Consider the following 16,717-nt stretch of genomic DNA (forward strand, 5'->3'; position numbering starts at 1 on the left):
TATTGCTTGTGAACGGCCGCGCGCGGCCCGGAAGAGCATACGCAGCCCCTGATCGGGTTGACTAAAAAGCCCGGTCCGTCACCCAAGCTCACCCCAAAGAACGAATACCGGCGCCGCCGGGGCCAGGCGGAGCGCGTCCCCCGGTCGGGGAGCCAGACGCGAGGCCTGCAACTGCACGCCGTCCACCCGGCGGTCGCCCAGCCGCAGCGCCTGCCGGATGGCCGGCAGCCGGTCCAGGGCGGTCACCGCGGTGACGACGGTGCGCGCGCCGGTGGTGGCGCAGGACCGCACGATGTCGGCCCGCTCGGTGCCCACGAAGACCGCGTCCGGCCGGGGCAGCGTGGCCAGCGCGGTCGGCGCCGGTCCGCTGACCACCTCGACGTCCACGCCGTGCATCACCGCGTTCAGCGATATCCGCTCGCAGGCGTCCGGATCGCGGTCCACGGCGATCACCGCGGCGCCCAGCCGCGCGCACTCCACGGCCAGCGCCCCGGCCCCGGCCGCGACCTCCCAGATCATCGCGCCCAGCCGCGGGGCCAGCCGCGCCAGTATCAAGGCCCTGACTTCAGCGGGGAGCACCTGCGGGCCGCGGGCCACGAACGCGTTGTCCGGCACCGCCCAGCCCGAGGACGGCCCGGCCCACGCCGACACCCAGCCGGCGCCCCAGCGCGGGTCGTGCGGCGAGTCCGGGCTCAGCCGCTCCTCGTCCAGCACCAGGATCGCGTCGGCGGCGCCCCAGACCACGCGGCCGGCCGCCTCGGTGGGCGAGAGCCGCTCGATCCGCTCGTCGGCCTCGCCGAGGTGCTGGGCCACGATGAAGACCCGCTCGGCCCCGCGCAGGGCCGCGGCGACCCGGTTCGGCGTGAACTCCGGGGAGGCCACGATGGCCACCTTCGGGTGCGCGCGGGCGGTGTTGGCGGCGCGCTGCAGCGAGCGGTCGTCGGTCACGCAGACCACGACCGCGTCGTCCCACGGCAGCCCGAGCCGGCCCAGCGTCGCGGCCACCGGGCCGGGCGCCGGGTACCCGACGACTTCGAAGCCTGATTCCCGCAGATCGCGCAGCACCCCGAAGAACCCGGGGTCGCCGGCCGTCACCACGACCGCCGGCCCCGCCTTGGGGTCGCCCAGGTGCGCGGTGAGGCGGGCGTAGGCCAGGCGGTTGTCATCGCCCAGCAGGATGCGCCGCACGTGCTCGGGCACCCCGATGCCGTCGAGATGGCGTGCGACGCCCACGACGAGTTCGGAGGATTCCAGCACCCGGCGGACCACCGGTCCCGGCAGCGATCCGTCGTACCCGACGACCGCGACCGCCGCCGCTGCCTGGGCTATCGCCGACCCCGCCGCCCCGTGCCGGCCGGCGGTCACGCCGATCCCTCGGCCGACGCGGCTGGCACGGCGAAGCTGGGGACGCGCCGTGGATCGGCCATGGAGTGGTCCTCCGCATTACGACTGTAGGAACGTCAACGCACACTAACACCGCCTGTTCCACAAGTGAGGCGGCGAATCCGGCGAATCGGGGCGAATCGGGGGAGCGAACATCCCCGTTCGGCCGTGGCGCGGATCTCATCGCGCGCCGGCCCCCGCGCCGGGACCGGTGGTGCACGTGCAAAGGCACGTGCATCAGTGAGCCATGGTCACCTGCTGGACACCCTCGGCGATGAAGGGGTCGCCGGCCCTGGCGAAGCCGAAGCGCTCGGCCCACGGCTCCAGGGCGGTGGGGACGTCGATCAGGAGTCTGCGCTCGCCGGCCATCTTCACCGCGTAGTCCAGCAGCCGTCCGGCGATGCCGCGGCCGCGCGCGCCGAAGCGGGTGGCGAGGCGTTCTATCCGCAGGGTGTCGTCGGACTCCTGAACCACGCGCAGGGCGGCCAGCACGTCTCCGTCGCGCTCGGCCCACAGGTGCACGCTGGAGGGCTCGGTGTCCCGGCCGTCGATGTCCAGGTGCGAGCTGCCCCACTCGACGATGAAGACCTCCTGCCGCAGCCGCAGCAGGGCGTAGATGGTCGGCGCGTCGAGATCCTCGATGTGCGCGTAGCGGTAGGAGACCTTGCCCAAGACGAATCTCCGAAACGGGCCTGCCGGCGCCGGAGCACCGGATGGAGTGGTGACGCGGCGAGCCGCCGCGCCGTTGGTGCCGTTCTGTGTTGGTCCTTGAAGATCTGTGTCGATCTTGTTCGCCGATCCCCGGTGGTCCCGCCCCCGAACTGTCAGACCCGTGACCCCCGTCACGGGCAGAATACTGACCCAGGTGCACGGACGCCATGCACGTGCGGCACGCCGCCGGTACCGCCTCCAGCATAGGTAGTATCAGCTGGATACACTGCCAATTCGGTGAAGATCACCTATGCGTCGAAGTGCGGCCGGTTGTGCGGTTATGCATCGGCGGCAAACCGGTTCAGAGCACCATCGATCCGATGGCGACCAGCCCCACCACGATGATCAGGCCCCTGAGCACCTTCGGCGGCAGCCGCCGGCCCACGCTCGCCCCGATCTTCCCGCCGACCAGCGCACCGACCGCGATCGCCAGGGCCGCGCCCCAGCGCACCGACGGATGCTGGGAGCCGCCGAGGCCGAGCGCGCCGACCGTGATGAACACCACGGCCGCGATCGCGTTCACCACACAGGCCAGCACGTTCTTGACGCCGTTGAGCACCTGCAGGCGGTCGCTGTACGTCAGGCCGAGAATCGCCATCAGCAGCACGCCCTGCGCGGCGCCGAAGTAGCCGCCGTACATCCCGCTGCCGAACACGGCCAGCAGCACGCCCCAGCCCTGGCGGGCGCCGTCCGCCACCCCCGCGCTCTCCCGCGCCTCCCGGCGCGCCGCGATCCGCTTCGACAGCCGCGGCTGGACGATGATCAGCACCAACGCCAGCGCGATCAGCGCCGGCACGATCGCCTTGAACGCCTTGGCGGGCAGCAGGAACAGCAGCAGCGCGCCGATCGCGGCCCCGAGCATAGAGGCGAGCACCAGGCGGGTCAGGCGCCGGCCGCCGACGGCCCGGAACTCGGCGATCTCCGCGCGGTAGCCGTGGATTCCGGACAGCGAACCGGGTACCAAACCGACGGTATTGGTGACGTTCGCGACGACCGGGCTGTAACCGAAGGCGAGCAGAGTCGGGAAGGTCACGAGGGTGCCGGAGCCGACGACCGTGTTGATCGTGCCGGCCGCCATGCCCACGCCGAGGAGCGCCGCCACCTCGCCGATGCCCACCGCTGCCTCCTTCGTGCCCTGGCCGACGCGCCGTGGCCGATGATCGAGCGTAGCGGGGAAAGATCGGTTGGCTACGCGCCGTCCAGTAGTTAGGATCGCTAACCGTGCACCGGTTGTTCCCGGTCACCCCGCCGCCGGGATCCTGAAGCGGGGTCGACCTGATCGTCAGGAACCGCCGGTCGGCGTGTTGAGCCGACCGGTGTGAGTGGCACGTCCCCGCTTCCCGCGACTGATTCCTCTTTTCCTTCGTCGCAGGAGCGATCCCTTGATCTACCTTGTCTTTTCCGGCGTGCTCTGGGGCACCGGCGGTCTCACCGGCCGGCTGCTCGCGCTGCACGCGCACCTGTCCCCCACCGCCGTGGCCGGCTACCGGCTGTCGATCGGCGGCGCACTGCTCATCTTGTTCGCGACCGCCACTGGACGCGGACGGCTGCGAGACAGCGGCACCGCCGCGCAGTCCGGACGGCTGCCGGGCGCCGCCGCCGGTCACTCCGGACCGCTGCCGGTCGCCGGCGCCTCGGCGGCCCGACCAGGACTCGTCCGGGGCCGCGCGGCCTGGACCCGCGTCGGCGTCATGGGCGCGCTCTCGGCGGGCTTCCAGGCCTGCTACTTCGCGGCGGTCGCCCTGACCGACGTCAGCCTGGCCACACTCCTCACCATCGGCGCCGCGCCCCTGCTGGTCGTCGCGTTCGAGCAGGCGACCGGCCGGCGGCGGCTGGACGTCCGGGTCGCGGCCACCGTCTCACTGGCGGTGGCCGGCCTCGGCCTGCTGGTCGGCGAACCCCCGCGCGGCATCACCGCCACGCATCTCGCCCTCGGCGCCCTGTGCGCGATCACCAGCGCGGCGGGCTTCTCCGCGATCAGCCTGCTCGGCAAAGACCCGGTCCCGGGCCTGGACGAGATCACGATGACCGGCTACAGCTTCACCCTCGGCGGCCTGGCACTCCTCGGCACCTCCGAAATCACCACCGGCGCCGGATTCACGCCACGGCCCGCCGCCCTCGGCCTCCTGGCAGTCTTCGGCCTCGTCCCGACCGCCATCGCCTACGGCTGCTACTTCATCGGCCTGCGCGAAGCGGCGGCGAGCACCGGAACCGTCACGGCCCTGCTGGAACCGCTGACCGGCACGATCCTGGCCGTCGCGCTGCTCGGCGACCGGCTCACCGCGGTCGGCATGCTCGGCGCGGCGCTGCTCGCGGTATCGGTCGGCGCCGAGACGTGGCAAGTCCGGACGCGCCCCGCTGGTTAAGAAGTGAGGCCGCCATGGGAAAAGGCGCGGGGCCGGTCCTCAGACCGGCCCCGCGCCCTCTCGACTACCTCAGTTACCTCAGTCCTCGTCCTGGTTGAAGAACACGTCGTCCGCCGGGCTCGACGTCCCCCGCTGGCGCGGCGGCCGGTCCTGGCGCGGCGCCGGCCCCTTCGGGGACGCCTCGGCGCTCGGCCCCAGCGCGTTGCCGTTGGCCGCCACCGGCTCCGCGGCCGGCACGCCGGGCATCGCCGGCGCCTGGCCGAACCGGCCCAACGCGCCGCCGACGTTCTCCAGCGCCTTGCCGAACTCGCTGGGGATGATCCACAGCTTGTTGCTGTCGCCCGCGGCGATCTTCGGCAGCTGCTGGAGGTACTGGTAGGCCATCACCTGGTTGTCGGCGTTGCCCTCGTGGATGGCGTCGAAGACCTTGCGGATCGCCGCCGCCTCGCCCTCGGCCTGGAGCGCGCGCGCCTTGGCCTCACCTTCGGCGCGCAGCACCGCGGCCTGCTTCTCGCCCTCGGCGGTGAGGATCTGCGACTGCTTGAAGCCCTCAGCCGACAGGATCGCGGCGCGGCGGTCCCGGTCGGCGCGCATCTGCTTCTCCATCGAGTCCTGGATCGAGGCCGGCGGCTCCACCGCCTTCAGCTCGACCCGGGAGACGCGGATGCCCCAGTTGCCGGTCACCTGGTCCAGGACGCCGCGCAGCTCGTTGTTGATGTAGTCGCGGCTGGTCAGGGTGCGCTCCAGGTCCATGCCGCCGACGATGTTGCGGAGCGTGGTGACCGTCAGCTGTTCTATCGCCTGGATGTAGTTGGTGATCTGGTAGACCGCCGCGCGGGCGTCGGTGACCTGGAAGTAGATGACGGTGTCGATCGAGACCGTCAGGTTGTCCTGGGTGATCACCGGCTGCGGGGGGAACGGCACGACCTGCTCGCGCACGTCGATGATGGCGCGCACCCGGTCCACCACCGGCATCAGGATCCGCAGGCCCGGCGTCAGGGTGCGGGTGTAGCGGCCGAAGCGCTCGATGACGGCGACGGTCCCCTGCCCGACTATGCGCACGGACTGGAACAAGCTCGCCGCGATGACCGCGGCGATCACGACGAGGACGACGATCGTGGTGACCATGTCGACTCCTCCTCCATAACAACATCGATGTCCGGCAGGCAGGGGGCGACAAGCACCCCCCGGTGACAGTGCTCGATCTTAGGCCCGCGAAGGCATAGCGCACACACAGTTCAGTCGAGGTCCGTCGTGAACAGTCCTGCCCGCACAAGGGCAAGCGGAATCCCAGGCGCCGCCTAGAGAACGAGTGCGGTGGCACCTTCGATCTGCGCGACGTCGACGCGGTCTCCGACCTCGTATTCAGTCTGCCCGTCGTAGGCGCGGGCACTCCAGATCTCGCCGGATATCCGAACTCTGCCGTCGTGGGCGTCGACCTTCTCCACGACGACGGCCTCGCGCCCGATCAGCGTGTCGGTGCCCTGGCGGTGCTCGGGCCCGCCGTGCAGCCGCTTCATCGCGGTGGGGCGGGCGAAGACCAGCGTGGCGACGGAGACCGCACCGAAGGCCGCGAACTGCACGACCACGTTCCCGCCGGCCCCGGCGGCGATCGCGGCGGCCGCCGCCCCGATCCCGAGCATCACGAACACCAACGTGGTCGTGGTCAGCTCCAGCAGGATCAGCACGGCCGCAACGATCGCCCACACCATCGCGTCCATGGAACCCATGCTACGGAAGCCGAAGCGGCTATCAAACCCCTGTCAGAGGGCGCGCGGTGGCGGACGTCAGACCGCGCGGGCGTACCAGCGGTCGCCGGAGGGGGTCTGGTAGCGCTCCACGCTCAGCGGCAGCCCGAACGTGGTGGTCAGGTTCTCGGAGGTCAGCGAGGTCTCGATCGGCCCGGCCGCCACCACCGCGCCGGCGCGCACCAGCAGGATGTGCGAGAAGCCCGGCGGGATCTCCTCGACGTGGTGCGTGACCAGGATCGTGACCGGCGCGTACGGGTCCGAGGCCAGCCCCGACAGCCGGCGCACCAGGTCCTCGCGGCCGCCGAGGTCCAGGCCGGCGGCCGGCTCGTCGAGCAGCAGCAGTTCCGGGTCGGCCATCAGCGCGCGGGCGATCAGGGCGCGCTTGCGCTCGCCCTCGGACAGCGTGCCGAAGGTGCGCTTGCCGAACTCGGCCATGCCCCACCAGGCCAGCAGGTCGTCGGCGCGCTGGGCGTCGGCCTCGTCGTACTTCTCGCGCCAGCGGCCGACCATGCCGTAGGAGGCGGTCATCACCACGTCGCGCACCGTCTCGCCGCGCGGCAGCCGCTCGGAGACGGCGGCCGAGGAGTAGCCGATGCGCGGACGGAGTTCGAAGACGTCGACCGCGCCCATCCGCTCGCCGAGAATGCCCACCGCGCCGGCGGTCGGGAACAGCGAGGTGGCCGCGATGTTCAGCACCGTGGTCTTGCCGGCGCCGTTCGGCCCGAGCACCACCCAGCGCTCGCCCTCGCCGACCGTCCAGTTCACGGCGTCCAGCAGCTTGCGGCCCTCCCGGACCACGGATACGTCCACCAAGTGGAGAACACTGTCGAGGTCGAGGACGCTGTCAGCGTCGACGGACAGGGCATCGGTGGTCATGTTCGGCACCAGTTTCCTCACGCTGCAGGCCTCGATCTTCGCGCGCCTAGCTTAGGCCACCGACGTGTCCGCTTCGGGCCTGCGGTCGCCCCACGACATGTGCGCCGGATCACCGCGTGGGCGCCGCGACGTACCCTGGTGGTCATGCTGAGCGAACACCGGTCCGGGCGCCTCGTGGCGTGGGGGAACGCGTGGCTGTCCGGGCACACCAGTCTGGACTCGGCCGCCGAACAGGTCCGCGCGGACGGCGACGAGCCGCACCGGGTGGCCGGCGTGCCGGGCGAGGACGCCGAGGTGAGCTGGACCGTCGCGCTGGGCCGGCTGCGCGCCGCCGGCGTCACGGGCTTGCGGCTGGCGCTGCCCCGGCCCGGCGACCCGCTGGGGCTGAAGGGCCCGGCCGCCTTCAACCAGGCGGCGATCGAGGTCGGCGAGGCGGTGCTGACCGACGGGCCGGCGCTGGGCATCGTGCCGTCGGTGGCCGGCTACGGCCCGGACGGCGACCGCGGGCACGCGGTGCGCTGGACGGTGACCCCGGTGGAGAGCGGCGCGGCCCCGGTGCCGACGCTGTCAGAGGCCGAACGCGAGCTGAACGCGGCGCTGCGCGAGGCGGCCGAGGAGCTGGCCCGGCTCGACGTGGCGCGCTGGCGTCCGGAGCTGGCCGAGTCGCTGGCCGCGATCCGGGGCCACGGCCGCGCGCCGGAGGCGGTACTGGCGCCGGGGTATCCGCCGCGCGCCGTCAAGGTCCTGACCCAGGCGCAGCGGCTGGCGGCGATCGCCGACCTGGCCAAGCAGGACGAGGGCGGCAGCGTCACGGCGCTGGAGTCCCGGCTGCGGGCCTCGGCGCTGGTCGGCCTGGAGCGGGTGACGCGGCGGGCGCAGTTGGCGGCGTACCACTCGATCCTGGAGCCCGGCGGGCACTGATCGCCGGCTCAGCCCATCGTCAGCGCGGCGAACTCCATCGCCACCCCGATGGCCAGCACCACCAGCGCCCCGAGTAGTTCCACCCAATCGCGCAGCCTCAGGTCGAAGCGCGAGACCAGGATCCGCTCCGGCCGCAGCGGGTCGTACCAGAGCCGCACCTGGGCCCCGGTCGCCACGCTCTGGTGCGGCCGGTAGCCGTAGGCGCGGGTGACGACCGGCGGCCCGGTCGGCGCGAAGTAGCGGACCCGCGGCGCGTTGCGCACCGTCCCGGAGGCGTCGCAGGACACGACCATCCCGATCACCTCGCCCCGCGTCGGCACCCCGACCAGCCGGAGCCGCAGGCGCGCCAGTCTGCGGGCGCACACGGACAGCCAGAGCACCCCGCCCCCGGTCCAGAACAACCCGGACGCGGCGAGGAACCCGGCGACGAAGGACAGGTCGTCCGCGGCCATGATTCCATGCTAGGTCTGTCACCCCGGGGTGAACCTGTTTAGAGACCGGACATCACCCGTATGGGATACCGGACCGCCCACCACCCGGACACTCCTCGGCCGTTCCGCGTACCCCGGGTACCGTGGATCACACCATGAACACCGCGCTCGTCCTGCCGCCGCCTGCCGCAACCGTCCTGGTCACCGTGTACGGCGCCGACCGTCCCGGGGTCACCGCGAGCCTGTTCGCCGCGCTCGAGCCGTTCGACGTCCCGGTGGTGGACGTGGAACAGGTGGTGGTGCGCGGACGCCTGGTGCTGGCCGTGCTCGTCGGTGCGCCGACGGAGTCCGACGGCCCCACCGCGCTGCGCCTGGCCCTGCACAGGTGGGCCGCCAAGGAGAAGCTCGACGTCGAGGTGGTCACCGGCCTCGGCGACAACCGCAAGCGCCGCGATGGCCGCACGCACGTCACCGTACTGGGCGCCCCGCTGAAGGCGGCCGCGATGGAGGCGCTGGCGCACGAGATCGCCGAGTGCCACGGCAACATCGACCGCATCGTGCGGCTGGCCAAGTACCCGGTGACCGCGATCGAGCTCGACGTCTCCGGCGCCGAACCCGACCTGCTGCGCGAGCGGCTGGCCCGGGTCGCGACCGAGCAGCACGCGGACATCGCGGTGCAGCCGGCCGGCCTGAGCCGCCGGGCCAAGCGGCTGGTGGTGATGGACGTCGACTCCACGCTGATCGAGGGCGAGGTCATCGAAGAACTCGCGGCCCGCGCCGGATGCCTGGACGCGGTCGCCGGGATCACCCAGCGCGCGATGCGCGGGGAACTGGACTTCGCCGGGTCGCTCCGCGAGCGCGTGGCCCTGCTCGAAGGGCTCGACGCCGGCGCGCTGGAGGACGTGCGCGCCTCGGTCCGGCTGATGCCCGGCGCCCGCACGCTGGTCCGGACGCTGAAGCGGCTGGGCTACCTGGTCGGCATCGTCTCCGGCGGGTTCACGCACGTCACCGACTCGCTGCGGGACGAGCTCGGCCTGGACTTCGCGCTGGCCAACACCCTGGAGATCGGCGCCGACGGCCGGCTCACCGGCCGGGTGGTCGGGGCGATCGTGGACCGCGCGGGCAAGGCCGCGGCGCTGCGGGAGTTCGCGGAGTCGGCCGGGATCCCGGTGACCGACACCGTGGCGATCGGCGACGGGGCCAACGACCTGGACATGCTGGCCGCCGCCGGGCTCGGGGTGGCGTTCAACGCCAAGCCGGTGGTGCGGGAGCAGGCGGACACGGCGGTGAACGTGCCGTTCCTGGACACGATCCTGTATCTGCTGGGGATCACCCGCGAGGAGGTCGAGGTCGCGGACGCTTCGGAAGAGGCGATAGAGACCGCGCCCGCGGAGGCCGCCGCTCGGTCGGGTTCGGGTTCGGGTTCGGGGGCTGCCTCCGCGTCGGCCTCGGGACCGACCTTGGAGTCGGGGTCGGCCTCGGAGTCAGGGTCGACCTCGGGGCCTGCGTCGGCGTCGGCCCGAGTGCAGCCCGCGGCCTGAGCGGCTCAGCCGCGCGGGGACTCCACCGCCACGATCGAGGCCCCGGCCGGGTCCAGCGTGGCCCAGGCGCCGTCGAACTCGAGCACGGTCAGCGTGTTCGTCGGGTAGCCGGCGTGGACCTTCGTGACCAGCTCCGGGTTCGCCGCGTCGGCGAGCGCCAGCGCCAGGTACTGGGTCCCGGGGTTGTGCGAGACGATCATCAGGGTGCCGATGCCCTCGGGCGTCTCGCGGATCACTTCCAGCATCTCGCCCGCCGAGGCGGCGTAGAGGTCGTCCCGGAGGACGACTTCCGGGCTGGCCGGGAACGCCTCCGCCGCGAGCTCGTAGGTCTCCTGCGTGCGCAGCGCGGTCGAGACCGCGGCCCGGTCCGGCACGCGGCCGTTCTCCACCAGCCACGCGCCGGTGCGCGGCGCGTCGCGGCGGCCGCGCGCGGTGAGCGGGCGGTCGTGGTCGGCGACGCCGTCGGGCCACTCGGACTTGGCATGCCGGAGCAGGATCAGGGTGTGCCGCATCAGCCGTTGGCCAGGCCCCAGAAGGACACCGCCACCAGGATCACCATGATCAGGGCGATCAGGCCCAGGAGCCGGTACATGCTGGTCGCGCCGGCGCCGCGCTGTGCCTCGCGCCACTCGCGCGGCGGCCACTCGGCCTCGGCCGGCGTTTCGGGCACTGAAATCTCTGGCACGGAGACCGTGGGCTCGTCACTTGCTGCCGTCATGCTGCCCAGTGTCGCATCGTTGTCCGGGCGGACGCCTGCGGGGTCCCGTCGTGGCGCCGTTCATCGTTTCGTTCAGCTCAGGTGCTGCTTCACTGCTTCGCCGCTGCGCGCTTCAGCTCAGGCGCTGCTTCGGCTCGACCTCGTCGGCCAGCTGCTCCAGCACCGGCACGGCGGCCTGCAGCGCCTCCAGCTGCGCGCCGGTCAGCCGCTCCATGCCCTGCACGAGCGCCGCGGTCCGCTGCTTGCGCACCTTGGTGATCAGCGCCTCGCCGCCGGGCGTCAGGGTGACCATGAAGGAGCGGCCGTCGTCCGGGTCCGGCTCGCGCTGCACCCAGCCGGCCGCGACCAGGCCGCTGAGCGTGCGGGTCATCGACGGCGCGGCCACCTTCTCGCGCTGCGCCAGGTCCCCGATCCGGATCGGGGCCCACTTCTCGATCACGAAGAGCGCGGACAGCTGGGCGAAGCTCGCCTCGGACTGTCGTTGCAGCAGCTGCCTGTTCAGACGCCCCAGCGCCACCCGCAGGCGGGCGGCTACCTCGGTGTCGGGCTGGGTCGGCGATGAGTTCATCGGGTCCTTCACAGGAGCGCGGGACTGAGCCGGCGACGTCGGATGGGTGTCGGTGCGGTGAGGCGGAAGTGGGGCACAGTGAAACACATTGCCCGACTCACAATCTACCGACCCCCGGCGCCACAGGCCGGTCCCACGCCGCGGGTCCCACGTGGGACCCGGCTCACCGGCGTGGGACCCGCCGTCAGGCGGTCGCCGCCGCGCTCTGTCCGGCGGCCGTCTCCTCCTCCGGCTTCGCCTGCCCGGGCAGCGCCGAGGCCACCGCCCCGATCACCGCCATCGCGATGGCGAGCCAGAACACGACCATCAGACCGTCGTGGAAGGGGCCGGAGATGAGGTGGGGGAAGAACTCCCGGCCGGTCAGGGTCTGCGCGTTGGCGGCGGGCAGGGCGTGCAGCGTCGAGGGGCCGAGCAGCTGCTGCATGGGGTTGTAGCCGAGGAAGGCGGCGAACAGCGTCGCCACCGGTGGCAGGTGCGAGATCTGCGTCGCGGTCCCGGCCGGCACCCCCTGCGCGGTGAGGCCGCTGGACAGGGTGTGCGGCAGCGAACTGGACAGGCCGGCGACCATGAGCGAGAAGAAGATGCCCATGGAGAGCACCATGCCGGCGTTCATGAACGTCGCCCGAGCCCCGGAGGCCGCCCCGCGCATCCGCGTCGGCACGCTGGACATGATCAGCGAGGTGTTCGGCGCGGAGAACAGCCCGCCGCCGATGCCGTTGAGGAATATGAGTAGGGCGAACACCCAGTAGGAGAAGTCCGTAGGTATCAGGAGCAGGCCGGCGAACGAGACCGCCATCGCCACCAGACCCCCGGCGGCGAAGACCCGCGGCCCGAATTTGTCGGACAGGTGCCCGGCGATCGGCCCGGCGGCGAGGAAGCCGAGCGTCAGCGGGATCATGTAGATGCCCGCCCACAGCGGCGTGTCCTTGTAGTCGTAGCCGTGCAGCGGCAGCCAGATGCCCTGCAGCCAGATGATCAGCATGAACTGCAGGCCGCCGCGCGCGATCGCGCCGAGCAGGTTGGCGAGGTTGCCGGTACTGAAGTCGCGATTCTTGAACAACGTCATCGGCAGCATCGGATCGGAGATCTTCGCCTCGATGACACAGAACACGACGATCAGCACGACACCGCCGATCAGCCCGGCGTCGACCCAGGGGTTCGTCCAGCCCTGGGTGTGGCCGCCGTAGGGCTGGATGCCGTAGGTGATGCCGGCGAGCAGCGAGGTCAGACCCAGGGCGAAGGTGAGGTTGCCCCACCAGTCGATGCGGGCCTTTTGTCGGACGCCGGTGTCGTGCAGCGACTTGTAGGCCCACACCGTGCCGATCAGCCCGATGGGCACGTTCACCCAGAACACCGTGCGCCAGTTCCACTCCGACAGCGCACCACCGAGCACCAGACCGATGAACGACCCGGCGATCGCGGCGACGATGTTGATCCCCAGCGCCATACCGCGCTGCGCGGCCGGGAACGCGTCGGTGATGATCGCCGCCGAGTTCGCCATCAGCATCGCCCCGCCGATGGCCTGGAACACCCGCCACCCGATGAGCCACAAAGCCCCGGTCGCACCATGGAACGGGTCAAGCGACAGCGCGATCGAGCAGACGGTGAAGACCAGGAACCCGGAGTTGTAGATCTTGACCCGCCCGAACATGTCCCCGAGCCGCCCCAGCGCCACCACGAACACGGCGGTGACGAGCATGTAGCCCATCAGCATCCACAGCAGGTAGCTGACGTTCGACGGCTGCAACGGATCGAGCTTGATGCCGTTGAAGATGGCAGGAAGCGAGATCAGGACTATGGAGGAGTTGATGGTCGCGATCAGCATGCCCAACGTGGTGTTGGACAGCGCCACCCACTTGTAGTGCGGATGGTCGGGCCCGCGGACGGCCTTCCCAGTCGCGCTGGAAGCTTGTGTCGCAGTCATACCGCCCCGCCCTTTTGTCATTTACATAGTTTAGGCACGCTAAGTTTATGGGTAGCGAGGAGGGCTGGCAAGACAGGTATGACGACTGGCGGGGCGATGCGCGGCGGGCACGCGAACGCGGTGCTCGGGCGAGCCGCGACAACGTGGGACTCGACCTCTCTTATGTCTTATGCGCAAGCTCGGCGGCGCGCTGCCGCACCCGCTCGGCAACGCGACCCGAGGCCGGCTCGGCAGAAGGTAAGGCGGTCGGCAACCGAGCACCGGCGCGAGTCGCGCAGCGGCCGGCTAGTGAGCCGACTTCGAGATTCGCCGACACCATGTGAGTCGAGTTCTGCACCAACGCGCAGGTCGAGCGAGGGCACACCGCCGTAATTGCGCTGGCAAATCTCGAAGTCGGCTCACTAGGTGCTCGGCGGCACACCGGCTCGGCGGCTCGGCGGCTCGGCGGCTCGGCGGCTCGGCGGCGGCAGATTTGCGAGTCGGGCGCGGCTGCGGTGGGCGAACGCAGCTGCTTCGGCGCCGATGCTTTGTTGGCAGTGCGCGGAATGGCGTCGCGCGACCCGGTCCTCCCCCAGAAGCGGCCGACCGCCCCCTCCGCGGCCGGCCGCCCCGCACCTAGATCGGGTACGCGATGTCGCACACCTCGTCGTCCGGCCCCGCCGCGTCCCAGTCGGTGAAGTAGACCTCGCGCGGAGAGAGGGTGGCGGTGTGGTCGTTGGTGGTGACCCAGCGGGCCACCGCGTCGAAGGCCGAGAGGATCTGCGGGAACGCGACCTGCGCCTTCGTGATGCGCAGGTAGGCCTCGCGGTGGGCCGGTTCCTCGCGGGTCGGGGTGGTCAGGGCGGCGGCGCGGGTCGGGTCCACGGGAATGCAGACTTCTGCGGGGCCGTCGCTGTCGTGGTTGATTTCGCCGTGGTAGATCACGAAGGGGTTCCCGGCGGGGCCGCCTGCCGGGCCGGCGGCGGTCAGGAGGCGCATCATCGCCTGGCTGATCCAGGTGGGGAGTTCTTCGGGGGTGAGGTGGCGTTGCTCCGTCAGGACGAGTTGGGCCGGGATGTCGCGGGTGTGGATTTCCTGGGTCATGGTCAGGCCTCCTTCGTGGCCGGACACCGTTTCGCGGACGCGCGCCGCCAGCCAGCGCTGGGCCGCGAACTTCGCTTCCGCCTCGTCCCAGTACGTCGCGATCAGCGCGTCGCGCTCGGGCGGCGGGGCTGCCAGGACGCGTGCCACGTCGGGCAGGGGCATGTCCAGGCGGCGAAGCCAGACGATCAGGCGGGCGTCGGCCAGGGTGCCGACGCGGTAGCGGCGGTAGCGGTTGGCGGCGTCGACCTCGTCGGGGACCAGCAGGCCCTGCTGCTCGTACAGGCGGAGCGCCTTGGGCGAGAGCCGTGAGCGGCGGCTGAACTCGCCGCTGGTCAGCAGTTCGTCGTCGGGCATCGCGATTCGGTGTCCTTGTCGGATCGGTACGGCCGTCCGGTGCGCCGGGCGGCTCGGGATCAAGCCTCGGGCCTGCCCCAAGGGCGAGGTCAAGATATCGCCGCGGGGACGAAACGAGGTGGCCCGGCGCACGAAGCGCCGGGCCACCTTCTTCGGATCCCCCTCGGATCCCCCGATCCCCCGCAGTCCTGTGAGACGGCGGCGCGGCGTCACACCATGATCTCGTCCTCGCTCCGCGCCGTCTTCGGCACCGTGAACGCCAACAGCCAGGTCAGCACCAGGATCCCCGCGGCCAGCCAGTACACCAGCTCGGCGGCCGGGAACGGCGAGCCGCCGCTCTCGACCCGGTTGAAGAACAGTGTGCTGAACAGCGCCGCCGCGACCGCGTTCCCCAGCTGGTTGAACGAGCTGATCACGCCGTTCGCCGAGCCCAGCTCGTGGTCGTCGACCGCGGCCAGCACCAGGCCGAAGAACGGCGCGAACACCAGGCCCATGCCGATCCCCGACACCAGCAGCGCCGGCGCCAGGTTCCAGCTGGTCACGCCGCTGTGCCAGATCGGCTGGTGCTCGGCGCTCAGCGTGAAGGACGTGCCCGCGTAGTGCCTGATGATGAACGCGCTCAGCGCCATGCCGACGGCCAGCGTCAGCAGCCCGGCGTGCAGCACCCGGCGCGGCGTCTTCTTCACGAAGGCCTGGCCGGCGCCCATCGAGATGATCGTCCCCAGCGACCACCACGCGCCGGTGAGCCCGGCCCGCAGCGGCGACCAGCCCAGGGACACCTGCAACAGCAGCGGGCTGACGGTGAACGCCGCCGCGCACGCGCCGAAGAACAGGAAGATGGTCATGGTCCCGGTGGTGAAGGCCCGCTTGCGGAACAGGCTGGTCTCCAGGAACGGGTCCAGGTTCCTCTTGTGCCGGGCCCGCGCGTAGACCGCGAACAGCACCATCACCACGGCCGACCCGGCCAGCATCAGCCAGATCCCGGCGTCCCAGTGGTGCTCGCGGCCCTGGATGACCGGGTAGACCAGCAGGCCGACCGCGATCGAGCACAGCACCAGGCCGATGTAGTCCAGCTTCGGCCGCTCCCCCTGGCTGTGGTGCACCTTCGGCAGCACCTTGGCGGCGAAGTAGAGCGCGATCACGCCGACCGGCAGGTTGATCACGAACACCCAGCGCCAGGACGCGTAGGTGATCAGCGCGCCGCCGAGCACCGGGCCCAGGGCCGCGGACAGGCCCATGAAGGGCCCGAAGATCGCGAACGCCTTCTGGCTGTTCTCCCGGCCGAACTTCTCCCGGATCATGCCGATCCCCTGCGGGATCATCATCGCCGAGGCGCTGCCCTGCAGCAGCCGGGCCGCGATCAGCTCGCCCGGGTTCTGCGCGACGGCGCAGACCGCGGACATGATCGTGAAGCCGGTCAGGCCGATCAGGAACATCCGGCGCCGGCCGGCGATGTCGCCGAGGCGTCCGCCGGCGATCAGCAGCACCGAGAAGGACAGCACGTAACCGGTGCTGATCCACTGGTACTCGGTGTTCGACGCGCCGAGCCCGTTGCGGATCGAGGGCGCCGCGACGTTCATCACCGTGGCGTCCAGCAGGTCCATCATCGAGGCGCCGAGCACGGTGAACATCACCGCCCAGGCACCCTTCGGGAGCGCCGAGGCGCCCGGGTCCTTCTCCTTCACGGACGGCCCGTCCCCGGGCCCCGCGTCGGCAGCCGGGACGACCACGTCCTGGGTACCGCTCACCGCCTCACTCATGATTCCCCTCCGCGCCGACCGCAGGCCCAGCCTTGGATTCGCTCGCAGCACACGATATAGCGCGTACTGCCGCTGTCAAGCTATATCGCGAATCTCGCCGGGTCCGACGACCTCAGATTGATGGTGTCCCCACCCTCCGCGGTGGGTACAACACCTTTTTATCCGAGACCACCGACAGGTTTCGCCTGAATATGGCGCCGTGCGGACCGCCCCCGGAGAAACGGCACGAATCGAGAAGCGGCCGGGTCCGGATACCTCTCGGTACCCGGGCCCGGCCGCCTGGCTCAGAGCTGGTAGAGCTGGTGGAGCTGGTGGAACTGGTAGAGATGG

16 protein-coding genes are annotated in these 16,717 nt (G+C 71.3%); 3 read left to right on the forward strand and 13 right to left on the reverse strand.

What is annotated here, in order from left to right; genetic code table 11:
• Positions 1-78 precede the first annotated feature (78 nt).
• From ABH920_RS40640 to ABH920_RS40650, 3 genes are all read right to left on the reverse strand, one after another.
• A complete protein-coding gene (locus ABH920_RS40640; RefSeq protein WP_370354649.1) occupies positions 79-1,365 on the reverse strand; it encodes a precorrin-6Y C5,15-methyltransferase (decarboxylating) subunit CbiT in 1,287 nt (428 codons plus the stop codon).
• 255 nt (positions 1,366-1,620) lie between these two features.
• On the reverse strand, positions 1,621-2,055 hold the full coding sequence (locus ABH920_RS40645; RefSeq protein WP_194918475.1) for a GNAT family N-acetyltransferase: 435 nt from the start codon (positions 2,053-2,055) through the stop codon (positions 1,621-1,623).
• Between the two features lie 340 nt (positions 2,056-2,395).
• Complete coding sequence (locus ABH920_RS40650) at positions 2,396-3,211, reverse strand: sulfite exporter TauE/SafE family protein (protein WP_370354650.1); 816 nt, start codon at positions 3,209-3,211, stop codon at positions 2,396-2,398.
• 265 nt (positions 3,212-3,476) lie between these two features.
• Here ABH920_RS40650 and ABH920_RS40655 point away from each other — a divergent pair, with 265 nt between their 5' ends.
• Complete coding sequence (locus ABH920_RS40655; protein ID WP_370354651.1) at positions 3,477-4,460, forward strand: DMT family transporter; 984 nt, start codon at positions 3,477-3,479, stop codon at positions 4,458-4,460.
• 78 nt (positions 4,461-4,538) lie between these two features.
• On the opposite strand, the gene ABH920_RS40660 is transcribed toward ABH920_RS40655, so the two are convergent.
• From ABH920_RS40660 to ABH920_RS40670, 3 genes are all read right to left on the reverse strand, one after another.
• Entirely contained in the window at positions 4,539-5,588 is a 1,050-nt protein-coding gene (locus tag ABH920_RS40660; protein WP_370354652.1) for an SPFH domain-containing protein, read from the reverse strand.
• A gap of 173 nt (positions 5,589-5,761) precedes the next feature.
• Positions 5,762-6,181 (reverse strand): NfeD family protein, encoded by a 420-nt coding sequence (locus ABH920_RS40665; RefSeq protein WP_370354653.1) that lies wholly within the window; start codon positions 6,179-6,181, stop codon positions 5,762-5,764.
• Between the two features lie 66 nt (positions 6,182-6,247).
• Positions 6,248-7,087: an ABC transporter ATP-binding protein gene (locus ABH920_RS40670; protein ID WP_370354654.1), complete on the reverse strand. Its 840-nt coding sequence runs from the start codon at positions 7,085-7,087 to the stop codon at positions 6,248-6,250.
• 144 nt (positions 7,088-7,231) lie between these two features.
• Here ABH920_RS40670 and ABH920_RS40675 point away from each other — a divergent pair, with 144 nt between their 5' ends.
• Positions 7,232-8,008 (forward strand): hypothetical protein, encoded by a 777-nt coding sequence (locus tag ABH920_RS40675; RefSeq protein WP_370354655.1) that lies wholly within the window; start codon positions 7,232-7,234, stop codon positions 8,006-8,008.
• Positions 8,009-8,016: 8 nt separating this feature from the next.
• Here ABH920_RS40675 and ABH920_RS40680 read toward each other — a convergent pair whose 3' ends face one another.
• Entirely contained in the window at positions 8,017-8,460 is a 444-nt protein-coding gene (locus tag ABH920_RS40680) for a DUF3592 domain-containing protein (protein ID WP_370354656.1), read from the reverse strand.
• A gap of 134 nt (positions 8,461-8,594) precedes the next feature.
• Between ABH920_RS40680 and serB the strand changes: the two genes are divergently transcribed.
• Positions 8,595-9,980: a phosphoserine phosphatase SerB gene (serB, locus tag ABH920_RS40685; protein WP_370354657.1), complete on the forward strand. Its 1,386-nt coding sequence runs from the start codon at positions 8,595-8,597 to the stop codon at positions 9,978-9,980.
• 5 nt (positions 9,981-9,985) lie between these two features.
• On the opposite strand, the gene ABH920_RS40690 is transcribed toward serB, so the two are convergent.
• The 6 genes from ABH920_RS40690 to ABH920_RS40715 form a co-directional block, all read right to left on the reverse strand.
• Positions 9,986-10,492: a histidine phosphatase family protein gene (locus ABH920_RS40690; RefSeq protein ID WP_370354658.1), complete on the reverse strand. Its 507-nt coding sequence runs from the start codon at positions 10,490-10,492 to the stop codon at positions 9,986-9,988.
• A complete protein-coding gene (locus ABH920_RS40695) occupies positions 10,492-10,698 on the reverse strand; it encodes a hypothetical protein (protein WP_370354659.1) in 207 nt (68 codons plus the stop codon). Before ABH920_RS40695 ends, ABH920_RS40690 begins: the two co-directional genes overlap by 1 nt.
• A 112-nt stretch (positions 10,699-10,810) precedes the next feature.
• On the reverse strand, positions 10,811-11,266 hold the full coding sequence (locus tag ABH920_RS40700) for a MarR family winged helix-turn-helix transcriptional regulator (RefSeq protein ID WP_370354660.1): 456 nt from the start codon (positions 11,264-11,266) through the stop codon (positions 10,811-10,813).
• A gap of 184 nt (positions 11,267-11,450) precedes the next feature.
• Positions 11,451-13,190 carry an MFS transporter gene (locus ABH920_RS40705; protein WP_370354661.1) on the reverse strand — a complete coding sequence of 580 codons (1,740 nt, stop codon included), beginning with the start codon at positions 13,188-13,190 and terminating at the stop codon, positions 11,451-11,453.
• 615 nt (positions 13,191-13,805) lie between these two features.
• The gene (locus ABH920_RS40710) at positions 13,806-14,627 is read right to left on the reverse strand and encodes a MerR family transcriptional regulator (protein WP_370354662.1); all 822 of its coding nucleotides are present in this window, start codon (positions 14,625-14,627) and stop codon (positions 13,806-13,808) included.
• Between the two features lie 209 nt (positions 14,628-14,836).
• Positions 14,837-16,387: an MFS transporter gene (locus tag ABH920_RS40715; RefSeq protein WP_370354663.1), complete on the reverse strand. Its 1,551-nt coding sequence runs from the start codon at positions 16,385-16,387 to the stop codon at positions 14,837-14,839.
• Positions 16,388-16,717 lie beyond the last annotated feature (330 nt).

Origin of the sequence: Catenulispora sp. EB89 (assembly GCF_041261445.1) — a bacterium.
GTDB lineage: Bacteria > Actinomycetota > Actinomycetes > Streptomycetales > Catenulisporaceae > Catenulispora.

Excerpts from the sequence above, each read along its gene's own strand:
- ABH920_RS40665 (WP_370354653.1), bottom strand. The coding sequence starts at position 6,181 with ATGGACGCGATGGTGTGGGCGATCGTTGCGGCCGTGCTGATCCTGCTG.
- serB (WP_370354657.1), top strand. The coding sequence starts at position 8,595 with ATGAACACCGCGCTCGTCCTGCCGCCGCCTGCCGCAACCGTCCTGGTC.
- ABH920_RS40680 (WP_370354656.1), bottom strand. The coding sequence starts at position 8,460 with ATGGCCGCGGACGACCTGTCCTTCGTCGCCGGGTTCCTCGCCGCGTCC.
- ABH920_RS40700 (WP_370354660.1), bottom strand. The coding sequence starts at position 11,266 with ATGAACTCATCGCCGACCCAGCCCGACACCGAGGTAGCCGCCCGCCTG.
- ABH920_RS40695 (WP_370354659.1), bottom strand. The coding sequence starts at position 10,698 with ATGACGGCAGCAAGTGACGAGCCCACGGTCTCCGTGCCAGAGATTTCA.
- ABH920_RS40670 (WP_370354654.1), bottom strand. The coding sequence starts at position 7,087 with ATGACCACCGATGCCCTGTCCGTCGACGCTGACAGCGTCCTCGACCTC.
- ABH920_RS40690 (WP_370354658.1), bottom strand. The coding sequence starts at position 10,492 with ATGCGGCACACCCTGATCCTGCTCCGGCATGCCAAGTCCGAGTGGCCC.
- ABH920_RS40710 (WP_370354662.1), bottom strand. The coding sequence starts at position 14,627 with ATGCCCGACGACGAACTGCTGACCAGCGGCGAGTTCAGCCGCCGCTCA.
- ABH920_RS40705 (WP_370354661.1), bottom strand. The coding sequence starts at position 13,190 with ATGACTGCGACACAAGCTTCCAGCGCGACTGGGAAGGCCGTCCGCGGG.
- ABH920_RS40675 (WP_370354655.1), top strand. The coding sequence starts at position 7,232 with ATGCTGAGCGAACACCGGTCCGGGCGCCTCGTGGCGTGGGGGAACGCG.
- ABH920_RS40660 (WP_370354652.1), bottom strand. The coding sequence starts at position 5,588 with ATGGTCACCACGATCGTCGTCCTCGTCGTGATCGCCGCGGTCATCGCG.
- ABH920_RS40715 (WP_370354663.1), bottom strand. The coding sequence starts at position 16,387 with ATGAGTGAGGCGGTGAGCGGTACCCAGGACGTGGTCGTCCCGGCTGCC.